The organism is Pseudomonas sp. Fl4BN1 (assembly GCF_009908285.1).
Classification (GTDB): Bacteria; Pseudomonadota; Gammaproteobacteria; order Pseudomonadales; family Pseudomonadaceae; genus Aquipseudomonas.
Map to the genome: position 1 here is coordinate 16,105 of NZ_JAAARM010000010.1, position 22,048 is coordinate 38,152.

Consider the following 22,048-nt stretch of genomic DNA (forward strand, 5'->3'; position numbering starts at 1 on the left):
GTGTAGTCGTTGAAAGTGACTCTTGGCATGTGACATGAGTCGTGGATGGCGTGTCGAAGGGCTCAGTTCGTGTAATCAGGCTGAACTTGCATTAAGTCAGGATTATCGACCCGGAATATAGGCTTCCAACCCGCCGATTCCAAGGCTGCTCGTCGCCCGGAACTGACCTCTGTGCCGTCAACCGAACGGCCTGTTCGATCTCGCCACCGATCAACTCGCTCAACGAAGCGGACCCGCCAGCACGGCGGGTCCGAGCGTGAATCAGAGCTTGGGCAACTGCCCGATACGGCCCATCATCTCGGTGACGATCTGCAGGTCGAGGAGGAACTGGTCGACGGTCTTGAACTCGCTGTCGGTGTGGCCGGTGTACTTGACCTCAGGCCGAGCCAGGCCGAACTGCACGCCATTGGGCAGTTGATGCACCGAGGTGGCGCCGGCGGAGGTGCCGAACTTGTGCGCCATGTCCAGGTTTTCGCTGGCCACGGCCAGCAGCGCCTTGACCCATTCACCCTCGGGGTTGCGGTACATCGGCTCGGCGATGGAGGTGTCGAAGTTCACGGCGACGTGGGTCTGCTTGCTCCAGGCATCCAGCTTGTCGGTGATCTCGGTCTTGAGCACTTGCGGGGTCTTGCCTTTTGGCACCCGCAGGTTGACTGCCAGTTTGAACGCTTTGTCGTCCATGCCGACATAGGTCAGGGAAGTGGTCAGCGGGCCCATGAAGGTGTCGGAGAAGCCGATGCCCAATTTGCCACCCAGGTAGTCCAGGCCCCAGTTGTCGGCGGCGTAGCGGGCGGCGTCGGTGATTTCGTTGTGCTTGAGGGCAACCTTGCCGTCGAGGCTGTTGATCAGGTCCAGCGCACGGGCCACCGGGTTGACCCCAGTCTCGGGCTCGGAGGAGTGGGCGGAGACGCCGGTGACGGTCAGCTTGACCTCCTTGCCCACCACCTTGGCGCTGACTTCGAAGTTGCCGCCATTGCGCTTGGCATAGTCGCTGCCGGCTTTCTGCAGGCTGGCGGCGAGTGCGGCGGGCTGGTCGGTGACCAGGGTGGCCACCGAGGCCGACGGAATCTGGTTGGTGGCCAGGCCGCCGGTCAGTGCGGTGATCTCCGCGCCTTTACCTTCTGCGGGACGCCGGGCAAAGCTCGCCATCACCGTGCCGTAGCCTTTCTCGGCAATCACTACCGGGTAGCCGCCATCCAGCGCCAGGTTGTAGTTGGGGGTAGGGTTGTGTTCGAAGTAGTAGGGGATCGCGTCGCCGCTGGTTTCCTCGGTGGTGTCCACCAGCAGCTTGAAGTTGCGTGCCAAGGGCAGCTTCTCTTCCTTGATCACCTTCATGGCGTACAGGGTCACCACGATGCCGTTCTTGTCGTCCTCGGTGCCGCGGCCATACATGCGGTCGCCGATCAGCGTGACCTTGAACGGGTCGAGGCGGGTGCCGTCCTTCAGCACCCAGTTCTCCGGGGTTACCGGCACGACGTCGGCATGGGCATGGATGCCGACCAGCTCATCGCCTTTGCCGTCCAGGGCGATTTCATAGACGCGGTTGTCGATGTTGCGAAACTTCAGGTCGAAGGCCTGGGCCAGGTCCTTGATCTTGTCGGCGATCTTGATGAACTCGGGGTTTTCGTGCTGGGGCACACCCTCCACCTGGAAGGTCGGGATGGCCACCATTTCGCTCAGGGTCTGGGTGGCCGCCTTGCCGTACTTGATCCGGGTATACAGGCCCAGCAGGCGATGGATCTCGTTCTGCTGTTCGGCGGACAGGCTCTGGTCGGCGAGGAAGGCGTTGATCGTCGGCGCGAGATTGTTGGTCTTGGCCAGTGGGCTTTTGCCCAGGTCGCCGAGGAACTGGCGGAAGTCGCTGACCGAGGCGTCACTGAAGGTCTTGAGGATGGCCGCGCTCTGTTGCGGGGTGATGTTGGCCTGGGCGGTGCTGGTGAAGGACGACAGGCTGGCGAGCACCAGGGTGGCCGCAGCCAGTTGCTTGAGTGAGAAATCCATTGTAGAGGGCATTCCTTTGCAGGCAGTGGGTAGGAAGTGTCTGAGGAATCAGACAGAAACTTTCCCAAGCTAACACTACGAAGGAGTACTGCGGGAGACCCCGAAGTGGCAACTGTCGCACAGAAATGCAAAAGCGACGCACAAACGAAAGACTGCCCCGGGGCGGGGGAGGCCAGAGCGGTTCTGCAAGGCGCGAGAGCCCTGTGAAATGGCTGCAGTGAGCCGGGCAGGGGGTACCTGGAGCGGGGCGCGCCGATTCAGGCACGCCCCGCTGTGGCGGCTAGATCAAGGCGCGACGTCCCACGGACGGTCGCCGTGTTGGTCCTTGATCCGGGTTGGCAGGCCCATGAGGTCCAGTGCCTTGAGGAACGGCTTGGCCGCCAGTTCCTCGACGTTGACCATGCGCTGCACGTCCCACTCGCCACGGGCTACCAGCAAGGCGGCCGCGACTGGCGGCACGCCGGCCGTGTAGGAAATGCCCTGGCTGTCGGTTTCGGCGTAGGCTTCTTCGTGGTCGGCCACGTTGTAGATGAAGACTTCGCGCGGCTGGCCATCCTTGGTGCCTTTGACCAGGTCACCGATGCAGGTCTTGCCGGTGTAGCCCGGGGCCAGTGACGCCGGGTCAGGCAGCACGGCCTTGACCAGTTTGAGTGGCACCACTTCCAGGCCTTCGGCGGTCTTCACCGGCTGCTCGGAAAGCAGGCCCAGGTTCCTCAGCACGTTGAACACATTGATGTAGTGTTCGCCGAAGCTCATCCAGAAGCGCACGTTGGGCACGTCGAGGTGCTTCGACAGCGAGTGCACTTCATCGTGGCCGGTCAGGTACAGGTTCTGCGAGCCTACGACCGGCAGGTCGTCGGTGCGCTTGACCTCGAACATGCTGTTGCTGGTCCACTGGCTGTTCTGCCAGCTCCACACCTGTCCGGTGAATTCGCGGAAGTTGATTTCCGGGTCGAAATTGGTCGAGAAATATTTGCCATGGGAACCGGCATTGACATCGAGGATGTCGATCGAATCAATGCGGTCGAAATGTTCTTGCTTGGCCAGGGCCGCATAGGCGTTGACCACGCCCGGATCGAAGCCCACGCCGAGAATGGCGGTGACGTTCTTCTGCTGGCACTCCTCGAGGTGTTTCCACTCGTAGTTGCCGTACCACGGCGGAGTCTCGCAGACCTTGCCCGGCTCTTCGTGAATCGCGGTGTCCAGGTAGGCCGCACCGGTATCGATGCAGGCACGCAGCACCGACATGTTGAGGAACGGCGAACCGACGTTGATGACGATCTGCGATTGGGTCTCGCGGATCAGCGTCTTGGTCGCTTCGATGTCCAGCGCGTCGAGGGCGAACGCGGTGATTGCTGTGGGCTGTTTGAGGCTGCCCTTGGCCTTGACGCTATCGATGATGGCCTGGCATTTGGAGATGTTGCGCGACGCGATAGCAATACGACCGAGTTCGTCGTTGTGCTGCGCGCACTTGTGGGCCACCACCTTGGCGACACCTCCTGCACCAATGATAAGAACATTCTTCTTCAATTTATTTACTTCTCCTCGTGTCTGCCCGCTCAGGAAAGGCTGGACAGATAGTCTTCGAAACCAAACTCGCGAACCACTTCGACACTACCATCGAGTTGTTTCACAACGATGGACGGCATTTTCAGACCGTTGAACCAGTTTTTCTTGACCATGGTGTAACCCGCCGCATCGACGAACGACAGTCGATCGCCGATCGCCAGCGGACGTTCGAATTGATACTCACCGAAGATGTCGCCGGCCAGGCAGGATTTGCCACAAATCATGTAGCTGTGCTCGCCGCTGCTCGGGGCCAGCTTGGCGTTCAGGCGGTAGATCAGCAGATCCAGCATGTGCGCTTCGATGGAGCTGTCCACCACCGCCAGGTGCTTGCCGTTGTACAGGGTGTCGAGCACGGTCACTTCCAGGGACGCGCTCTGGGTGATCGCCGCTTCGCCCGGCTCCAGGTAGACCTGCACGCCGTACTTCTCGGAGAAGCCCTTGAGGCGCGCGCAGAACGCGTCGACGTCGTAGTCATCACCGGTGAAGTGGATGCCGCCGCCGAGGCTGACCCACTCGACCTGGTGCAGCAGGTGGCCGAAGCGTTCCTCGATGGTGGACAGCATCTGGTCGAACAGAGCGAAGTCGTCGTTCTCGCAGTTGTTGTGGAACATGAAGCCGCTGATCTGCTCGATGACCGCTTCGACCTTGGCCGGGTCCCATTCGCCGAGGCGGCTGAACGGCCGGGCCGGGTCGGCCAGCAGGTAGTCCGAGCTGCTCACCTGGGGATTGACCCGCAGGCCGCGGACCTTGCCGGCGCTGGCATCGGCGAAGCGCTGCAGTTGGCTGATGGAGTTGAAGATGATCTTGTCGCAGTTATCGAGCATGTCCTCGATTTCATCGTCGGCCCAGGCCACGCTGTAGGCATGGGCTTCACCGGCGAACTTCTGCCGGCCGAGCTTGAGTTCGTACAGCGACGACGAGGTGGTGCCGTCCATGTACTGCTGCATCAGGTCGAACACCGACCAGGTGGCGAAGCACTTGAGCGCCAGCAGGGCCTTGGCGCCCGACTGCTCGCGCACATAGGCAATCTTCTGCATGTTGCCCAGCAGCTTCTGTTTGTCGATGAGGTAGTACGGCGTTTTGATCATTTCAGGACTCCGGCAGGGCCAGCCAAAAAGGTACGCATTGTGCCTTCAGTGCCTGCAGATCGAAAGGTCGGAAATGGATTTTCGCCCGCTAACCGTCTGCTTCCTTGTTTTCGCGGCCGATGCGTGGCCAGTGTTTGAGGGGCGCACCGCCCGGATACAGGCGGTGCGGCTGGGTTACACCGGTGAAAGCTGCGGGTCTGTGGCAGCCCCGGTCATGGGGGCCTGCGGATGGGGCGTCGCAAATGCGCGCTCGTAGGCCCGGCATACGCGCAGTACCTGATCGTCGGCGAATCGCGCGCCTACCACCTGCAGGCCGATGGGCAGTCCGGCCTTCGAGAATCCGCAGGGCAATGAGGCCGCAGGTTGCTGAGTCAGGTTGAAGGGGTAGCTGAAAGGCGACCACTTCATCCAGTCGTCGATTGCGCTGCCGGGCGGTGTGTCGTGGCCGGCCTCGAACGCGGTGATCGGCAGCATCGGGCAGACCAGCAGATCGTAGCGGCGGTGAAACATGTTCATGTGGGCCATCAAGACCGCCCGCGCTTCCTGGGCCGCGGTGAAGTCGGCGAGGGTGATGTGGCGGCATTCCTCGGTAACGCGCAGCAGGCCCGGATCGAGCAAGGCTTTCTGGGCCGCGTCCAGTTGCCCGGCAAGTGCCTGGGCGCCTGCGTAGATCAGGGTCTTGAACAGTTGCAGCGGGTCGTCGAATCCCGGGTCGATGGCTTCGACGGTCGCTCCCAGTTGCTCCAGCCGTGCAACGGCTTGTGCCACCTGGCGGGCGACTTGCGGATCGACCTGTACATAGCCGAAGTCTGCACTGAAGGCGATGCGCAGGCCCTTGAGGTCTGTGCTTTCAGGCAACCATGGGGTATGGCGCGGCGCGCCCTGCAGCGCGTCTCGCGGGTCGGGGCGGGCGATGGTCTGCAGGAACAGCACGGCATCTTCCACGGTGCGGGTCATGGGCCCCAGGTGAGACACCAGGGTCGTCGCGCTGGCCGGGTATTGCGCAATGTAGCCGAAGGTCGGCTTGAAGCCGAAGGTGCCGGTGAAGCTGCTGGGGATGCGGATCGAACCACCGGCATCGCTGCCCTGGTGCAGCACGCCCAGATTGAGCGCTGCGGCCACCGCCGCGCCGCCGGAGGAGCCGCCGCTGGTCATGCGGGTGTCCCAGGGATTGCGGGTGATACCATAGAGCGGGCTGTCGGTCACGCCTTTCCAGCCGAACTCCGGGCTGGTGGTCTTGCCCAGCACCACGGCACCGGCTTCTCGCATAAAGCTGGTGACGGGGGCGTCGACGTCCCAGGGGCCTTGCGCGCCAATCGTCAGTGATGCCTTGCGCGTGGGCATGCCCCGGGTGGGCGTCAGTTCCTTGATCGAGGTGGGCAGGCCGTCCAGCGCGCCGCAGGGCTGGCCCTTCAACCAGCGTTTTTCAGACTCGCGTGCGGTGCTCAGGGCGCCTTCGGGATCGGTGTAGCAATAGGCATTGACCAGCGGGTTGAAGCGCTCGATACGGGCCAGAGCGTCCAGGGTGACTTCCACGGGAGACAGACGCTTGTCACGGTAATGAGTGAGCAGCTCGATGGCGCTCATGTCGGCGATGGCGGTAGCGTTTGGCATGGCAGTGTCCTGATGTGCGGGTGCAGGCCGGGCCTGCACAAAACCACGTGTGGGCGCCCGGGGCGGGCGCCCTTGACAACAACGCGCTTCAGCGCAAGTAGGCTTCGGCCAGCTCCACCCAGCACGCCGCGCCCAGGGGAATCAGTTGATCATTGAAGTCGTAGTGATCGTTGTGCACCGAGCAGCCGTTGAACTCCCCCGTGCCATTGCCCAGTCCGAAATAGCAGCCGGGTACCTCATCCAGCATCCAGGCAAAATCCTCGCTGCCCATGGCCCTGAATGACACCTGCTCCACCACGTTCTCGTCGCCCAGGGCCTTGCGCGCGGCGTCGAGCATCTGCTGAGTCTCGGCGACGGTATTGACCAGGACCGGTGCCAGCAATTGATAGTCGATCTCGGCGGTGACCCCGAATGCAGCGGCCTGGCCTGCGACGATGGTGCGGATCCGTTGCTCGACCTGTTGTCGGATCAGCGGGTCGACCGTGCGCACGCTGAGTTCCAGCATGGCCGATTCGGGAATGATGTTGGTGGCGGTGCCGGCGTGCACCCTGCCGATACTGATCACCACCGCATCGTTGACGCTGATGTTGCGCGAGACCACGCTCTGCAGGGCGCTGATGACGCCGGCCAGGGCCGGGATCGGATCGATGGCGCGCTCCGGCATGGCGCCATGCCCGCCTTTGCCGGTCAGGGTAATGCCGACCCGTTCGGACGAGGCCATGACGGCGCCGCTCTTGATGATCGCGTAGCCCACGGGAAACCCCGGCATGTTGTGGAAGGCGTACACCGCATCGCAGGGGAAGCGTCGGAACAGTCCGTCGGCCATCATTCGCTTGGCGCCGGTCAGGCCTTCTTCATCCGGTTGGAAAATCAGGTTCAGCGTGCCGTCGAACTCGCCGTGCAGGGCCAACTGTTCGGCCGCTGCCAGCAGGGTGGCGGTGTGGCCGTCATGACCGCAGGCGTGCATCACCCCGGCGCGCTGGCTGGCCCAGGGCAAACCGTTGCGCTCTATGATCGGCAAGGCATCCATGTCTGCCCGCAGGCCCAGGGTCCTGGTGCCCGAGCCGCGACGCAATACGCCGACCACGCCATTGCCGCCCACCCCGGTGTGGACTTCATAGCCCCAGCCTTCGAGCAGGCCGGTGACCAGGGCTGCGGTGTCCAGGGTGTCTTCACCCAGCTCCGGATGGGCGTGGATGGTGCGCCGGATCTTCACAAAGCGCTCGTTGCCGGCTTGCAGTTGGTCTTGCAGAGGGGTCATGTTCACAACGGATTCCTTGTTCCAGGTGGATGTACAGTTGCAGCTCGGATTCAGGGACGGCCCGGGTATTCCGGGTAGAAACGCAGGGCCACGCCACTCAGCACGATGGCGGCGCACAGATACCAGGCAGGTACCAGCGGGTTTGCGGTAACGGCGATCAGCCAGGTCACGATCAGTGGCGAGAAACCACCGAACAGGGTGACCCCGAAGCTGTAGACGATCGACAGCCCGGTGACTCGCTCGTCACGGGCAAAGGCTTCCATCAGCAGCGCCAGGCCGGCGCCGCCGCTGATGGCCATCGGCAGGATCAGCATCGACACCGCCACCAGGCACAGCAGGGTGCTTTGCAGGCCCAGCAGCATGAAGGCCGGGTAGGTCAGGATCATCTGCAGGCCACACAGCCAGTACAGCAAGGGCTTGCGCCGTGGCATGCGGTCAGCGAATCGCGAGGCCAGCGGGGGAACGACCGTCAGCAGGACGCAAGCGAAGGCCACCAGTGAAAAGGCGAAGCTGCTGGAGTAATGCAAGGTCCGGGTGAGGTAGGTCGGCATGTAGAACACCACCATGTAGGAGGTGACCGTCGAACTGGCCATGAGCAAGATGCCCAGGCCCAGCGTGCGCGCGTGCTTGCGCAGCAGGTCGCGAAGCGGCGTCGGGTTCTCCGGGTTCTGGTGGGTTTCATCCAGGTGCTTGCGGATGTACCAGCCTACTGGGCCGATCAGCAGGCCGATGATGAACGGAATGCGCCAGCCCCAGCTGTGCAGCGCCTGCTCCGACAGGACACTGGTCAGCAGCAGCCCGGAGAGCGCCCCGAGCAAGGCGGCGGCGCCCTGGCTCGCGCCTTGCCAGCAAACCATGAAGCAGCGGTTGTCAGTGCGTCCGGACTCCATCAGGAAGGCCGACGCGGCGCCGACTTCACCGCCTGCGGAAAAGCCCTGCAGCATCCGTCCGAGCACCAGCATGACGGTGGCGAAGATCCCGATGCTGGAGTAGGTGGGGGTAAAGGCAATGATGCCCGTGCCCACGGTCATCAAGGCAATGGTCAGCGACAGCGCCTGCTTGCGACCGTAGCGGTCGGCCACCCGGCCAATCAGTACTGCCCCTAGCGGGCGGACGACAAAACCCAGGGCAAAGGTCACCAGCGACATCATCAACGATGCCAGTGGTGAGTCGGAGGGAAAAAACAGCTGGCCGATGATCACCGCGAAAAAGCTGTAGACGGTGAAGTCATACATTTCCAGCGCATTGCCCAGGGAGGAGGCGATGACCACCCGGCGCATGTTGCCGCGGGGTATCACCGGCGCTTCGGACGGTGCGTATTGAAGCGGTAGCGAAGGAGCGGGGGTACTTTTCATGGCATTTTCCAAAGAGTGGCGATTGGCGCAAGGTCTGTGCCAGCCGCCAGTACGAGGTCCTGGCGCCACCTCGGCGAAGGCGCTGTGGTTCGGGCCGTTGTGACCGGCGTTCAGCGCACCCCACTCTGGCGCAAGGCGTTGGGCGTGAACTCGGCCTCCAGCGCCTTGACGCCAAACTGATAGTTGCTCTTCTCTTGGTTCTTCAGGCCCAGCACCAGGTAGCGGCCGCTGACCATGTCATTCAGGGTCTCGGCGGTGTACCAGGGCACCTGGCTGTTGTAGTAGGACTGCTGATGGGCTTCGGCCACGCGCCACAGGGTATTGCGCCCGTCGTAGTGATCGATGACCGCGGCTTGCCAGGAGTCCTCGTCGATGTAGAAATCACGCTTGGCATACACATGGCGCTGGCCCGGTTTCAAGGTCGCGACCACGTGCCACACACGGTGCAGTTCATAGCGCGCCAGGTCCTGGTTGATGTGCCCGGCCTTGGTGATCTCGGCGTACTTGAGCGTGGGCGAATCGAGCTTGTAACTGTTGTACGGGATGTACAGTTCCTGCTTGCCCAGCAGTTGCCAGTCATAACGATCCGGGGCGCCGTTGAACATGTCGTAGTTGTCCACCACGCGCTGGCCGTCGGTGCTGGCGGCGGGCCCGTCGTAGGCCACCTGCGGGGCACGCCGGACACGACGCTGGCCGGCGTTGTAGATCCAGGCCTGGCGCGGTTCCTTGACCTGATCGAGGGTCTCGTGAACCAGCTCCACGTTGCCGGCCAGGCGCGCTGGCGCCACCACGGTCTGCTTGTTGTAGAACAGCACGTTGCTCGGCTTGGCCGGGTCGTAGTCGGCGAGGCTCTCGCGCAACACATACTGGTGGGCAAAGGTCACGGGGGTGCCGTTGCCCTGGACATCCGGCACGATCTGCACCATCTGGCGTTTCACGCTGTCACCGCGATAACGGGTGATGTGGTTCCAGATCACCTCCAGTCCGTCCTTGGGGATCGGAAACGGAAAGGCCTTGGTGAAGTGCTCCAGGCCATTGCCGCCGGCCACCAGGGTGGTGTTCAGGGCGTTCTTGCGGGCCGCCTCGACGATGCTCGGCGGCACGTTGGCGCTGCGGTGAGTGGGGTAGATGTTCATCCGGTAATCGGGGTAGCGCTTGAACATCGCGACCTGGCCCGGGGACAGGCGGCCTTTGTACTGCTCGACGTTCTGCGGGGTAATGCTGAACAACGCATGTTCGCTGGCATAGGGGTCGGCGAGAAAACCAGCGCTGTCGATCGCCCCGGCATTCTTCGCCAGGCCGCCCGTCCAGGCCGGGATCGTACCTTCGGCATTGCCGGCGCGCTCCGCGCCCACCGGGGTCAACGTGGTATCGAGTGTTGCCGCCTTTTCGGGCGACACCGCGGCCATGGCTGACGTGCAAAGCAGCAGCGACAACGCACTGCCGTGAAACACCGACTTCGAAATTTTCATCGCACCTTGTCCTGTTCGATTGCTGATTGCGGATTCAAAAGCTCACGCCGAAGCTGAGGGCGACGAAGTCGCGATCAGTCGAAGTGTTGTAGGGACCATCGAAGAAATCGGTGTAGGAAAGACTCGCCGAGTAGGTATTGCTGAGGTCGGCATCCAGGGCCAGGCTGATGGCCTTGCTGCCTTGGTTGAAGTTGGGGCCGTAGCCTTCCACGTCATGCGACCAGGACAGGCTGGGCTTGAGGTTGATCCCGGCGATCAGGTTCTGATAATCGAGGATGGCGCGGCTTCGATAACCCCAGGAATTGGCGGTGTAGAAACCCTTGTTGTTGCAGTTCTGCGGGTTGACCGGGTTGGCCATCAGCGCGCAATTGCGGTTATCGGGCAGTTCGCCGTTGCCGAAGATGCTGTCCCGGCCGAAGCGCAAGGCGTTGCTGTCGATAGCCCCCAGATGGTTGTAGCCAATCTCGGTAATCAGGGTCAGGCGCTCGGCGGCCCAGACCTGATCGATGAAATGGGTGAGGGTCATTTGCGCCTGGGTCACCGGCTTGCGCACATACCCGTGGAAACTCTCGCCGGGCACGGGCTGGGCAAAGCCGCTGGCGAAGATCGGGGCCCCGAGAGTGGCCGCCATCGGGCCGGCGAGCGCGGCAATGGTCACGTCGCTGCCATTGAGTGACAGTGGCATGTTCGGGCGGTAGCTCAGCTCACCGGAAACCGCCGTGGTGCCCAGGGTGGTGGCAAAGCTCAGGCCATAGAGGCGGATGTCTTCCGGGTATTCGATGAAGTACTCGGCGCTCGACGCCATGGTGCCGGGCTTGACCGCGAAGGGGGCGCTACCGACCGTACCGCCGACGAAAGGTGCGCGGCTGTGGTAGTTCAGGGCATACAGGCCGAATTCGGTGTTGTTCAGCGCCTCGACCTGCCAGCGCAGGGCCATCCCGAACTGGCCGCTGTTGCGTGCATCGCGGTCGCCGCCCCGGGTGAAGTGGTATTGGCCATTGGGGTCCCAGGGGGGCGAGAAACCCATGCGGGTATTGCAGCCATCGGCCATCACGTCGGAGCCGAAAAAGGTCCCGCAGTTGTCGACGACGGTCTGGTCCCATTCCAGTTGATAGAACAATTCGGCGGAGAGGTCCTCGCTCAGTCCCTGGGACAGGAACAGCATGTTGACCGGGATCAGGCCTTCCTTGATTTCCGCTCCCGGGCGCCGAAAGGCTGCGACATCCGTCGGGTTGATCACGTTGATGCCATTGCCGATAAAGGTACTTTCCCCCCAACTGACCACCTGTTTGCCCAGGCGCGCATTGCCGGGCTGATCGGCGATGAAATAGTTGTGATAGACAAAGGCGTCCAGCAGTTGCGCGCCCGCGGACTTGGCCGCCTCCTTGCGATGCTCATCACTGATCTGCACATAGCGCCGGCTTTCGTCCTTGAGCTCGAAGTCGTACCAGTACTTGCCCCTCAGGAACACTCCGCTATCGCCGTAGCTGAGCTGCAGGTCGTGTACGCCCTTGAAGATCTTCGAGAAGGTTTCGCCTTTGCGAAAGTTCAGCCGACCGTCGTCGGAGGATTGGCTTGAAGCGTGCCCTGCGTTCCACGTGCCGATGAAGGCCCGGTCCGGATTGCGCAGTGCCCAGCTGGAGCCAATGGACAGTGAAGAATCGAATTGCCCCTGGATCTCGCCGATGTCGAAGGAAGCCGCCTGGCTCGGTGCGCTGATACTCAGTGCAATCAGGGTCGGCAGGCTCAGGAAGCGAAATTGATCAAGCAGGAATTGGTGCGCCACAGAACTTCCCCATCGTTTTTTTTATTGGAGGCAGTACGTGTTGTCTGCCGGTCGATGCTGGTGGTGGAGAATCTTCTGGGAGCGTGTTAAGAGTGTCCAATGCAAAGATAGGGCTGGATTAATGCAGTGAGCGACTTAATCGATCTGAAGCGTGTGCGCCATCTGGTTTATCTGAGCGAGGAGCTGCATTTTTCTCGTGCCGCGGCTCGGGCCAATCTGTCGCAGACGGCGTTCAGCCGCAGCATCCAGTCACTGGAAAGCGACCTGGGGGTGCGACTCTTCGATCGTGATACGCGCACGGTGATGCTGACCGCTGCCGGGCAGCAACTGATCGGGCGTGCGCATGAGTTGCTCGGTTGCGCCAGGAAGCTGGTGGCGCAAGCCATCGATATTGCCGGTGCCGAAGGCGGTGAACTGCGCCTGGGCATCAACCCGATGGCGGCCACGCTCAACACTGTCGATATCCTCATCAGGTTGCGCAAACAGGTCCCCAGGCTGGTGCTCAATGTTCAGGTCGGGTACTGGAATCAGCTGTGCCACCTGCTGGAAACCGAGCAACTGGATTTCGTGGTTGCCAGCCTCAAGTCGGGCGAGGAAATCGACCCGCGCTTTTCCGTGACCCATTTGCCCCCTCAGCCGGCCTCGGTGTTCTGTCGCCGCGATCACCCGCTGGCCCTCCAGGCAGGCCCGATTTCCCGTGCACAGATCCTCGACTACCAGTGGAGCGGCGTGTCGGTTTCCAACGAAGCTTCGCTGTATGCCTTGTTCGATCTGGCGCCCGGCACATTGCTGCCCTGGACCCTGAGTTCCAACGATCTGAACCTGTTGCGTGAAACCACCCTGAGCAGCGATTCATTGCTGCTGACCTGGCGCTCGTGGCTCGACCAGGACCTGCACAACGAGCTGCTGGTGGACCTGGCACCGTTCATCCAACCGCCCTGGCCGGCAGATGTGCTGACCATCCGCTATGCGGTGGTGACCCATGCCGGACGCACGCTTTCGCCGATTGCCCAGCAAGCCATGGACATGATCGTCAGCGAGGCCCCGGGGGAGGCCGGGCTGTCGACATTCCCGGGCGCTTGAGCGGTGGGTGACGGGGCTCGCTCAGTCGGCTTGCCAGGGGCGCGCCAGGAGTTTTTGGCGACAGGCGCTGGGGCTTTGGCCGAACCAGCGATAACAGGCGCGGGTCAGCGAGCTGGGGTCACCGTAACCCAGCAGGAACGCGACTTCGGTCAGGGCAATCTGCGGGTGGGGGAGTAGCGACTCAAGGCGTTTGCGGCGCAAGTCATCGATGATCTCCTCGACGCGCAAGCCCAGGGCCAGCAGGCGGCGCTGGAGCATATGCCGGGGCATGCCCAGCTGGCCGGCCAGGACGGGCAGGTTGCAGTTGCCTGTCACCAACAGGCGCTCCGCCAGTATTTCCACCTGGCGCCCCAGGTCCAGGGGATGGCTCTGGATCAGGCGGCGGACAATCCGCTCGCTGGTCTCAAGTATTGCCGGGCTGGCGCTGGCCAGTGGTGTGCTCAGCAAGCCGGCGGGAAAGAACAGGGCGTTTTCAGCCTGGTTGACGCGCACTCGGCAGCCAAACAGGGCGCGATAGGCCTTGGTGTCGAGGGGGCTGTCATGCCTGAAGTTGATCTGCCATTGCTTGCCGGTGCTGCCGGTAACCCGACGCAGGAAGGCAAGTGCTATGCCATGCGCCAATTCGCTCAATTGCCGGTCGCCCAGCCTGCTGACACTCGGGTCATGCTCCAGATGCCAGGCGGCATATTGGCCCTCGACGCTCAGGCTCATGTTCAGCCCGGGCGAGTGGTACGGCATGTAGCGAGCGACCCGCTCCAGGGCATCGGCAAGGTTGCTGGCGTGGAGCACGATCAAGGCCATCGGCCCGAGGATGGAAACGTCTTGCAGGCTCGCCAGGCGCGCGCCGAAATCCGCCATCGACAAGGTCTGCGAGGTGATCTCCAGCAGTTGCGCGACCTTCTCCAGGGGCAGGCTGAAATGGGCGTCGTCGAGCTGGGCCGGGGTCATGCCGACACGCGCCAGCAGGGCTTGGGCGTCACCGCCATGCTCGCTGACCAGTTGGCTGAAACCGGTCAGGGCCGGGGTCCTGACAAACAAGGGAGGGCGGTTCATTTTGTTCCAGGATGCCAAATGGTTGTTATCAAATGCCAAGTAACCTAACTCGCCTCATGCCAGCATCTCAAGTCAAGAAAATTCATCATTCGAGGTCTTGGAAATGCTTTGCGACTATAAGGACATTCTGCAGATCGAGGCGGGCCCTCTACCCTTTACCGACATAAACAGCACCTATGCGCTGATCGAACGCAGCGCCGGCCAATGGCCGCAGGCTCTGGCCCTGAGCTTCTTTCTGCGGGTCGAGGATCATGCGCAGCCGGTGCGCTGGACATACGCCGAACTGCTGGCGGACATCACTCGCGCCGCCAACCTGTTCCAGCGCTTGGGGGTGCGGCGTGGCGACGTGGTCGCGTTGATCCTGCCGAACTTGCCGCAAACCCATATTGCCATGTGGGGCGCGCAGACCGCGGGTATCGCCTTTGCGGTCAACGTCTTGCTGGACGGCGCGCAGATGGCCGAGCTGCTGGCGGCAGCCAAGGTCCGCTGGGTGGTCACGGTCGGTCCCGAGCCGGATGCGCAAATCTGGCAGCGGGTCGAGGGCGCGATTGCCCGTTTGCCCGGTCTGCAAGGTGTGCTGGCGATTGACCCGCTGCGGCATCTGCCGGGCCACACGCAGAGTGCGCCGCTGCCTGCCGAAGTGTCCGGGGTGCCGGTTATGGATTTCTTCGCCGAACTGGCCGTTGAGCCAGGCGACCGCCTGCGGTTTGCACCGCCGGGCCTGAATGACGTGGCGGCTTACTATTGCACTGGCGGCACCACCGGCTTGCCGAAAATTGCCTGCCACAGCCAGCGCAATGAAGTGATCTTCTGCGGGCAGCTGGATACGGTGATCGGCGCGCCGGTCCTGCGGCCAGGCCGCACCGTGCTTACCTCGCTGCCGCTGTTTCACGTCAATGCGCTGATCGGTTGCGGCCTGGCGGTATTTGCCCAGGGCGGTCATGTGCTGCTGGCGCCGCCGGCGGGGTTTCGCACACCGGGATTCATGTCGCGGTTCTGGGAGATCGTCGAAACCCATCAGGTCAGTAGCTATTCAGCCGTACCCACGGTCTACGCCGGCCTGCTGCAGGTGCCCTGCGCCGGCTATGACACTCGCTCGCTGACGGTGGCGATCTGTGGCGCAGCGCCGATGCCAAGGGACTTGCTGCGCAAGTTCGAGCAACAGACAGGCCAGCGCGTTCTTGAAGGCTATGGCTTGACCGAGGGCTCGTGCGCGTCGTCGATCAATCCGGCGCGCGGCGAGTCGCGCATTGGCTCCGTCGGCCTGCGCCTACCCTGGCAGGACATGCGTGTGATGATCCTCGATGAGCGAGGCGCCTGGCTGCGCCATGCGCAAGTCGATGAGGTGGGGGCGATCTGTATCAGTGGTCCCAATGTCTTCATCGGTTATCTGGACAGCGCTCATGACCAGGGCATGTGGTTCGATACCGATGCTCCCGAGGGTGGCTCCGCACAGCGCTGGTTCAACACCGGGGACCTTGGACGCTGCGATGCCGAAGGTTACTTCTGGCTCACCGGGCGCAAGAAGGAGCTGATCATCCGGGGTGGCCACAACATTGAACCCAAATACATCGAGGAAGTGCTGGCCACCCACCCCGATGTCGCGCTGTGTGCAGCGGTGGGCCGACCCGACGCGCATGCCGGGGAAGTCCCGGTGGCCTATGTGCAGGTGCGTGCCGGAAGCGCTATCAGCAGCGCCGAGCTGCTGGACTACGCGACGCGGCATATCACTGAGCGTGCAGCGGTGCCCAAGGCAGTGATCCTGGCCGATGCGTTGCCCATCACCGGCGTGGGCAAGATCTTCAAGCCCGCGCTGGTCATGGCTGAAATCGAGGCTGTCATACGCCAGGAGGCGGCCTTGCTGGCCATCGAGCTGCAAGAGGTGAAGGTGGTGCAGAGGCCTAAGCAGGGCTTGGTGGCGAGCTATCGCTGCGCGGATGAAACCCAGCGACTGGCCGAGGCTCTGAGCCGCTACACCTTTGCCAGTGAGCGGAACTGAGCGTGGATTGCAGGCCGCGCACCTGAGCACCGGTTGACGATCTGCTTTGCTCCGGCGGCGTTGCACATGGCTGAACGTCGCTGGCTGCAGCGTGAGCAGGTTCTGGGTCCTGTCGATGCAGCGCCGGTGTAGTGAAATTGCACGGTCTGCGTGCTCCCGCGCTGCTTCGCTTTTTCTTATCCAGCGAGCACATTTTTAGTATTTTTCCTTCGTCGGCGTCTGTCGCACCATCTGCCCTATCCGATTCACACCCGGGTTCTGAACAGGGCGCCCAGCCCTTGGCTGGCGCCCATCGTCTCGCAGAAGGACACCGACATGACCGTAGAACAAATACAAGTGGATACCCTGGTGGTTGGCGCGGGCCAGGCCGGCGTGGCCATGAGCGAGCATCTGAGCAAGCTCGGCGTGCCGCACCTGGTGCTTGAGCGCAGCCGGGTCGCCGAAGCCTGGCGCAGCGGACGCTGGGATTCGCTGGTGGCCAACGGGCCCGTCTGGCACGACCGTTTTCCAGGGCTGGAGTTTGCGATCGAGCCCGATGCCTTCGCGGCCAAGGATCAGGTTGCGGATTACTTCGAAGCCTATGCACGCAAGTTCAATGCGCCGATTCGTACCGGTGTCGAAGTGCGCAAGGTGCAGCGCAATGTCGGTCGTCCAGGCTTCACCGTGGAAACCTCCGATGGGGTGATCCAGGCCAATCGTGTGGTGGCTGCCACCGGGCCTTTCCAACGCCCGGTGATCCCGCCGATTGCGCCCAAGGGCACGGCGCTTAATCAGTTGCATTCCGCCGAGTACCGCAACCCGCAGCAACTGCCCGAGGGCGCGGTGCTGGTGGTCGGCGCAGGCTCGTCCGGGGTACAGATCGCCGACGAACTGCAGCGCGCAGGCCGTCAGGTCTACCTGTCCGTGGGTGCTCATGATCGTCCGCCACGTTCCTATCGCAACCGCGACTTCTGCTGGTGGCTCGGGGTCCTCGGCGAGTGGGATGCAGAGATCGCCAAGCCGGGCCGCGAGCACGTGACCATCGCCGTCAGTGGCGCCCGCGGCGGCCAGACCATCGACTTCCGGGCCCTGGCCCAGCAGGGCATTACCCTGGTGGGGCTGACCCAGGCTTTCGACGGCGACCGGGTGACCTTCCGTGCGGACCTGGTGGACAACCTGGCCCGGGGTGACGAGAACTACCTGGCGCTGCTGGATGCTGCCGACGCCTATATCGCCCGCAACGGTCTCCACCTGCCGCTGGAGCCCGAGGCCCGCCAGCGCTTGCCCGATCCGGACTGCGTGACGCAGCCGATCCTCGCGCTGGACCTGCTGGCGGCCGGTGTCACCTCGATCATCTGGGCCACCGGCTATGCCGTGGATTTCAGCTGGCTGCAGGTCGATACCTTCACCGAACAAGGCAAGCCCCTGCATCAGCGCGGCGTGTCCCGCGAGCCGGGGGTCTACTTCCTCGGCCTGCCCTGGTTGTCGCGCCGCGGCTCGTCGTTTATCTGGGGGGTGTGGCACGACGCCAAGCACGTCGCCGATCACATCGCCACGCAGCGCAAATACCAAGCCTACAGCGACGCCCGGCAGCCTTCGGCCACGGCTGATGCGCCGGTGCTCAACCTCAGTTCCGTGGGAGCCCACTGATGCCTACTCATACGCGTATCCGCATGTTCAACACCAAGGACACCTACCCCAACCAGTCCCTGGACAACGACCTGTGCCAGGCGGTGCGCGCCGGCAATACGGTGTATGTACGCGGCCAGGTCGGCACCGATTTCGACGGCCGGCTGATCGGCCTCGGCGACCCGCAGGCCCAGGCCGAGCAGGCGATGAAGAACGTCAAGCAACTGCTGGAAGAAGCCGGCAGCGACCTGTCCCACATCGTCAAGACCACCACCTACCTCACCGATCCACGCTACCGCGAGCCGGTGTACCAGGAAGTGGGCAAGTGGTTGAAGGGCGTGTTCCCGATTTCCACCGGTCTGGTGGTCTCGGCCCTTGGCCAGCCACAGTGGTTGATGGAGATCGATGTGATCGCAGTCATTCCTGAATGAAGCCTCTGCTGTTGATTGCGCCGGCGCCCAATCGTGCGCCCATGCGGCCCTTGTGGGCCAAGGAGTTGCCATGACTTTTTCAATCGTTGGCCGTTGTGCCGAAACCGGCCAGCTGGGCATTGCCATCAGCTCGTCGAGCATTGCCGTCGGCGCCCGTTGCCCCTGGGTGCGGGCCGGGGTCGGAGCGGTAGCGACCCAGAACGTGACCCTGCCGGCCCTCGGCCCGCAGATTCTCGACTTGCTGGAGAATCACCAGCTCGATCCCGCCGCGGCCCTGGACAAGGCCCTGGGCAGCAATGGCTGGAGCCAGTACCGCCAGGTGACCGTGATCGACGGCCAGGGGCGCACGGCGTTGTTCAGTGGCCAGCAAGCCCTGGGCACCCATAACGCGGTGGCCGGCGAGCAGTGCGTGGCCGCCGGTAATCTGCTGGCGAGCAGCGCGGTGATCGAGGCCATGGTCGCGGCTTTCGAGCGGACCCCGGGCATTCTTGTCGAGCGTTTGCTGGCGGCGATGCAGGCGGCGATGGCCGCCGGTGGCGAGGCGGGGCCGGTGCATTCGGCGGCGCTGATGGTGGTGGATGACCTGACCTGGCCCATCGTCGACCTGCGGGTGGACTGGGTCGATGAGGACCCTATCGGCCAGTTGGCCGGTCTCTGGCAGGCCTATCGCCCGCAGATGCAGGACTACCTGACCCGGGCCCTGGACCCGACCGCCGCCCCCAGCTACGGAGTGCCGGGCAATGAGTGAACTCTCCAGCCGCGAGCTGCTGGCGCGGCTGGTGGGCTTTGCCACGGTCAGCCGCGATTCCAACCTGGAACTGATCGGCTTTATCCGCGATTACCTCGCCGAGCAGGGCGTGCCCTGCGAGCTGATCTACAACCCGCAGCGGACCAAGGCCAATCTGTTTGCCAGCATTGGCCCCGCGGATCGCGGCGGCGTGGTGCTGTCCGGGCACACCGACGTAGTACCGGTGGACGGCCAGGCCTGGAGCGTCGAACCGTTTGTCCTGAGTGAGCGGGAAGGGCGCCTGTATGGGCGCGGCACCGCCGACATGAAAGGTTTTATCGCCTCGGTGCTGGCCGCCGTGCCGAGCTTTACTCGATGCTCGTTGCGGCTGCCGATCCACCTGGCGTTCTCCTATGACGAAGAGGTCGGCTGCCTGGGCGTGCGGCCGATGCTTGAGCAACTGCAACAGCGCCCGAATCGGCCGGTGCTGTGCCTGATCGGCGAGCCCACCGAGCTGCGCCCGGTGCTCGGCCACAAGGGCAAGCTGGCGATGCGTTGCCAGGTGCGCGGCGCCGCCTGTCATTCGGCCTATGCGCCGTATGGGGTCAATGCCATCGAGTACGCCGCGCGGCTGATCGGCAAGCTTGGGGACATTGGCCGCCAGCTGGCGCAACCGGAGAGGCATGACCCACGTTTCGACCCGCCGTTCTCCACGGTGCAGACCGGCACCATCAAGGGCGGTCGGGCGCTGAACATCGTACCGGCGGAATGTGAGTTCGATTTCGAGGTACGGACCTTGCCGGGTTACGACGCCCAGGCGGTGGTGGATGAATTGCAGCGCTACGCCGGGGAACAGTTGTTGCCGAAGATGCAGGCGATCCAGGCCGATACCGGCATCGGCCTGCAGCCCTTGAGTGCCTATCCGGGCCTGGCCACCGCGCCGGACAGCGAAGCCGCCGAGTTGCTGGCACTGCTCAGTGGCTCGCGGGAGTTCGGCACCGTGGCCTTCGGCACCGAGGGCGGCCTGTTCCATGAAGCGGGCATTGCCACGGTGGTCTGCGGCCCCGGCAGCATGGAGCAGGGGCACAAGCCGGATGAGTTCATCAGCATTGAGCAACTGGACGCCTGCGACGCCATGCTGATGCGCCTGGCGCAGTGGCTGCAGGCGCCTGCCTGATGTTTGCTGCTGGCTGATCCTGTCTCACGGCGCAGGTCACCGACCTGTGCCGCGCCTGGGCTGCTGCGCCCTGATCGCCAGCGCCAAGGCATCCTGCCTGCCCTTGGTTGAGCCTGCGCGCAACCCGGGGCGTCTGCGTTTGCACAGCCTTGTCCGCGGTATGGGTTGCAGAGCTTTTTCATGGGGTTCGAGCATATTTTTAGTATTTTTCCTCTTGCTCGCAGTGACGCACCATCCCTCCAGACCCAGAGAACAACCAGGCCGTATCAACGGTCGACGAGGGAGTGCAGCGTGTTCGATCTCAGTTACTGGCAGCAGCGAGCTGCCCGGCAAACATTCACTGACCAGGCGCTGATCGGTGGCCGTCATCTATCGGCCCTCAGCGGTGCCACCTTCGACGCCATCAATCCGGCGAACAACCAGTTGCTGGCTCGAGTCAGCGCCTGCGGCGAGGTCGAGGTCGACCTGGCCGTCGCTGCCGCGCGCCAGGCCTTCGAGCACGGGCCCTGGGCGCGCATGGCCCCGGTGGAGCGCAAGAAGGTGCTGTTGCGCCTGGCCGAGCTGATGCTCGTCCATCGCGAGGAACTGGCCCTGCTGGACTCCCTGAACATGGGCAAGCCAGTGATGGACGCCTGGAATATCGACGTTCCCGGCGCCGCCCACGTCTTCGCCTGGTACGCCGAAAGCATCGACAAGCTCTACGACCAAGTGGCCCCGGGACCGCGCAACAGCCACGCCAGTATCCGTCGTGAAGCCTTGGGGGTGATCGGCGCGGTGGTGCCTTGGAACTTCCCGCTGGACATGGCCGCCTGGAAGCTGGCACCGGCCCTGGCGGTGGGCAACTCGGTGGTGCTCAAGCCGGCCGAGCAGTCGCCGTTCTCGGCGCTGCGCCTGGCCGAACTGGCCCTGGAAGCGGGGATGCCGCAAGGTGTGCTCAACGTGGTTCCAGGCCTGGGCAGCGAGGCCGGCAAGGCGCTGGGCCTGCACCCGGACGTGGATTGCCTGGTGTTCACCGGCTCCACCGAGGTCGGCAAGTACTTCATGCAGTACTCGGCGCAATCCAATCTCAAGCAGGTCTGGCTCGAATGCGGCGGCAAGAGCCCGAACCTGGTGTTCGCCGACTGCCAGGACCTGGACCTGGCCGCCGAGAAGGCCGCCTTCGGCATCTTCTTCAACCAGGGCGAAGTGTGTTCGGCCAACTCGCGCTTGTTGGTGCAGCGCAGCATTCATGACGAGTTTGTCGAGCGCCTGCTGGCCAAGGCGCGGGCCTGGATGCCGGGCAACCCCCTGGACCCGGCCAGCCGTGCCGGGGCCATGGTCGACCGCCGCCAGACCACCAGCGTCATGGGCTTCATCGATGGCGCCCGGGAGCAGGGTGCCCACCTGGCTTGCGGCGGTCGGCAACTGAGCATCGATGGCAGCGACAACTACATCGAGCCGACCATCCTCACCGGCGTGCAGCCGCAGATGAGCATCGCGCGCGAAGAGGTGTTCGGCCCGGTGCTGGCGGTGACCCCGTTCGACGACGAGGACCAGGCCATCCGCCTGGCCAACGACAGTGTCTATGGCCTGGCCGCTTCGCTGTGGAGCGACGATCTCAACCGCGCCCACCGGGTCGCCCGGCAACTGCGCGCTGGCACGGTGTCGGTGAACACCGTGGATGCCCTGGATGTCACCGTGCCCTTTGGTGGTGGCCGGCAATCGGGGTTTGGTCGCGACCTGTCGCTGCACGCCTTTGATAAATACACCCAGCTCAAGACCACCTGGTTCCAACTGCGCTGAACGCTGTTGGATGCCTGGCGAGCCGGCCTGCGGGTCAGCCTG

Annotated in this window: 16 protein-coding genes; 7 read left to right on the top strand and 9 right to left on the bottom strand. The window is 63.5% G+C overall.

Translation table 11 applies throughout. The features are described 5' to 3' along the window. Positions 1–261 precede the first annotated feature (261 nt). The 8 genes from GV818_RS13305 to GV818_RS13340 form a co-directional block, all read right to left on the bottom strand. Entirely contained in the window at positions 262–2,001 is a 1,740-nt protein-coding gene (locus GV818_RS13305; RefSeq protein ID WP_161757311.1) for a dipeptidase, read from the bottom strand. Between the two features lie 285 nt (positions 2,002–2,286). Continuing rightward, positions 2,287–3,531, bottom strand: coding sequence for a saccharopine dehydrogenase family protein (locus GV818_RS13310; protein ID WP_161776753.1), 1,245 nt, complete (start codon positions 3,529–3,531; stop codon positions 2,287–2,289). Between the two features lie 29 nt (positions 3,532–3,560). After that, complete coding sequence (gene nspC / locus GV818_RS13315) at positions 3,561–4,658, bottom strand: carboxynorspermidine decarboxylase (RefSeq protein WP_161757309.1); 1,098 nt, start codon at positions 4,656–4,658, stop codon at positions 3,561–3,563. Positions 4,659–4,832: 174 nt separating this feature from the next. Next, positions 4,833–6,272, bottom strand: coding sequence for an amidase (locus GV818_RS13320; RefSeq protein ID WP_161776754.1), 1,440 nt, complete (start codon positions 6,270–6,272; stop codon positions 4,833–4,835). Positions 6,273–6,360: 88 nt separating this feature from the next. Further along, positions 6,361–7,533 carry an amidohydrolase gene (locus GV818_RS13325; RefSeq protein WP_161757307.1) on the bottom strand — a complete coding sequence of 391 codons (1,173 nt, stop codon included), beginning with the start codon at positions 7,531–7,533 and terminating at the stop codon, positions 6,361–6,363. 50 nt (positions 7,534–7,583) lie between these two features. Next, a complete protein-coding gene (locus tag GV818_RS13330; protein ID WP_178124894.1) occupies positions 7,584–8,888 on the bottom strand; it encodes an MFS transporter in 1,305 nt (434 codons plus the stop codon). Positions 8,889–8,998: 110 nt separating this feature from the next. After that, on the bottom strand, positions 8,999–10,360 hold the full coding sequence (locus GV818_RS13335; RefSeq protein ID WP_161776756.1) for a DUF1329 domain-containing protein: 1,362 nt from the start codon (positions 10,358–10,360) through the stop codon (positions 8,999–9,001). A gap of 34 nt (positions 10,361–10,394) precedes the next feature. Beyond that, complete coding sequence (locus GV818_RS13340) at positions 10,395–12,146, bottom strand: DUF1302 domain-containing protein (protein ID WP_161776757.1); 1,752 nt, start codon at positions 12,144–12,146, stop codon at positions 10,395–10,397. A gap of 126 nt (positions 12,147–12,272) precedes the next feature. On the opposite strand from GV818_RS13340, the gene GV818_RS13345 reads away from it, so the two are divergent. Then, positions 12,273–13,229, top strand: coding sequence for a LysR family transcriptional regulator (locus GV818_RS13345; protein WP_161757303.1), 957 nt, complete (start codon positions 12,273–12,275; stop codon positions 13,227–13,229). 21 nt (positions 13,230–13,250) lie between these two features. Here GV818_RS13345 and GV818_RS13350 read toward each other — a convergent pair whose 3' ends face one another. Then, positions 13,251–14,282, bottom strand: coding sequence for an AraC family transcriptional regulator (locus GV818_RS13350; protein WP_161776758.1), 1,032 nt, complete (start codon positions 14,280–14,282; stop codon positions 13,251–13,253). Positions 14,283–14,385: 103 nt separating this feature from the next. Between GV818_RS13350 and GV818_RS13355 the strand changes: the two genes are divergently transcribed. From GV818_RS13355 to GV818_RS13380, 6 genes are all read left to right on the top strand, one after another. After that, positions 14,386–16,281: an acyl-CoA synthetase gene (locus tag GV818_RS13355; RefSeq protein ID WP_161776759.1), complete on the top strand. Its 1,896-nt coding sequence runs from the start codon at positions 14,386–14,388 to the stop codon at positions 16,279–16,281. Between the two features lie 315 nt (positions 16,282–16,596). Beyond that, the gene (locus tag GV818_RS13360) at positions 16,597–17,910 is read left to right on the top strand and encodes a flavin-containing monooxygenase (protein WP_161776760.1); all 1,314 of its coding nucleotides are present in this window, start codon (positions 16,597–16,599) and stop codon (positions 17,908–17,910) included. Further along, positions 17,910–18,320 carry a RidA family protein gene (locus tag GV818_RS13365; protein WP_161757299.1) on the top strand — a complete coding sequence of 137 codons (411 nt, stop codon included), beginning with the start codon at positions 17,910–17,912 and terminating at the stop codon, positions 18,318–18,320. Before GV818_RS13360 ends, GV818_RS13365 begins: the two co-directional genes overlap by 1 nt. 70 nt (positions 18,321–18,390) lie before the next feature. Next, positions 18,391–19,068 carry a DUF1028 domain-containing protein gene (locus tag GV818_RS13370; RefSeq protein WP_161776761.1) on the top strand — a complete coding sequence of 226 codons (678 nt, stop codon included), beginning with the start codon at positions 18,391–18,393 and terminating at the stop codon, positions 19,066–19,068. Next, on the top strand, positions 19,061–20,224 hold the full coding sequence (gene argE, locus GV818_RS13375; RefSeq protein WP_161776762.1) for an acetylornithine deacetylase: 1,164 nt from the start codon (positions 19,061–19,063) through the stop codon (positions 20,222–20,224). The genes GV818_RS13370 and argE overlap by 8 nt, the downstream gene beginning before the upstream one ends. 291 nt (positions 20,225–20,515) lie before the next feature. Then, a complete protein-coding gene (locus GV818_RS13380) occupies positions 20,516–22,006 on the top strand; it encodes an aldehyde dehydrogenase (RefSeq protein ID WP_161776763.1) in 1,491 nt (496 codons plus the stop codon). The last annotated feature ends 42 nt before the right edge of the window (positions 22,007–22,048 follow it).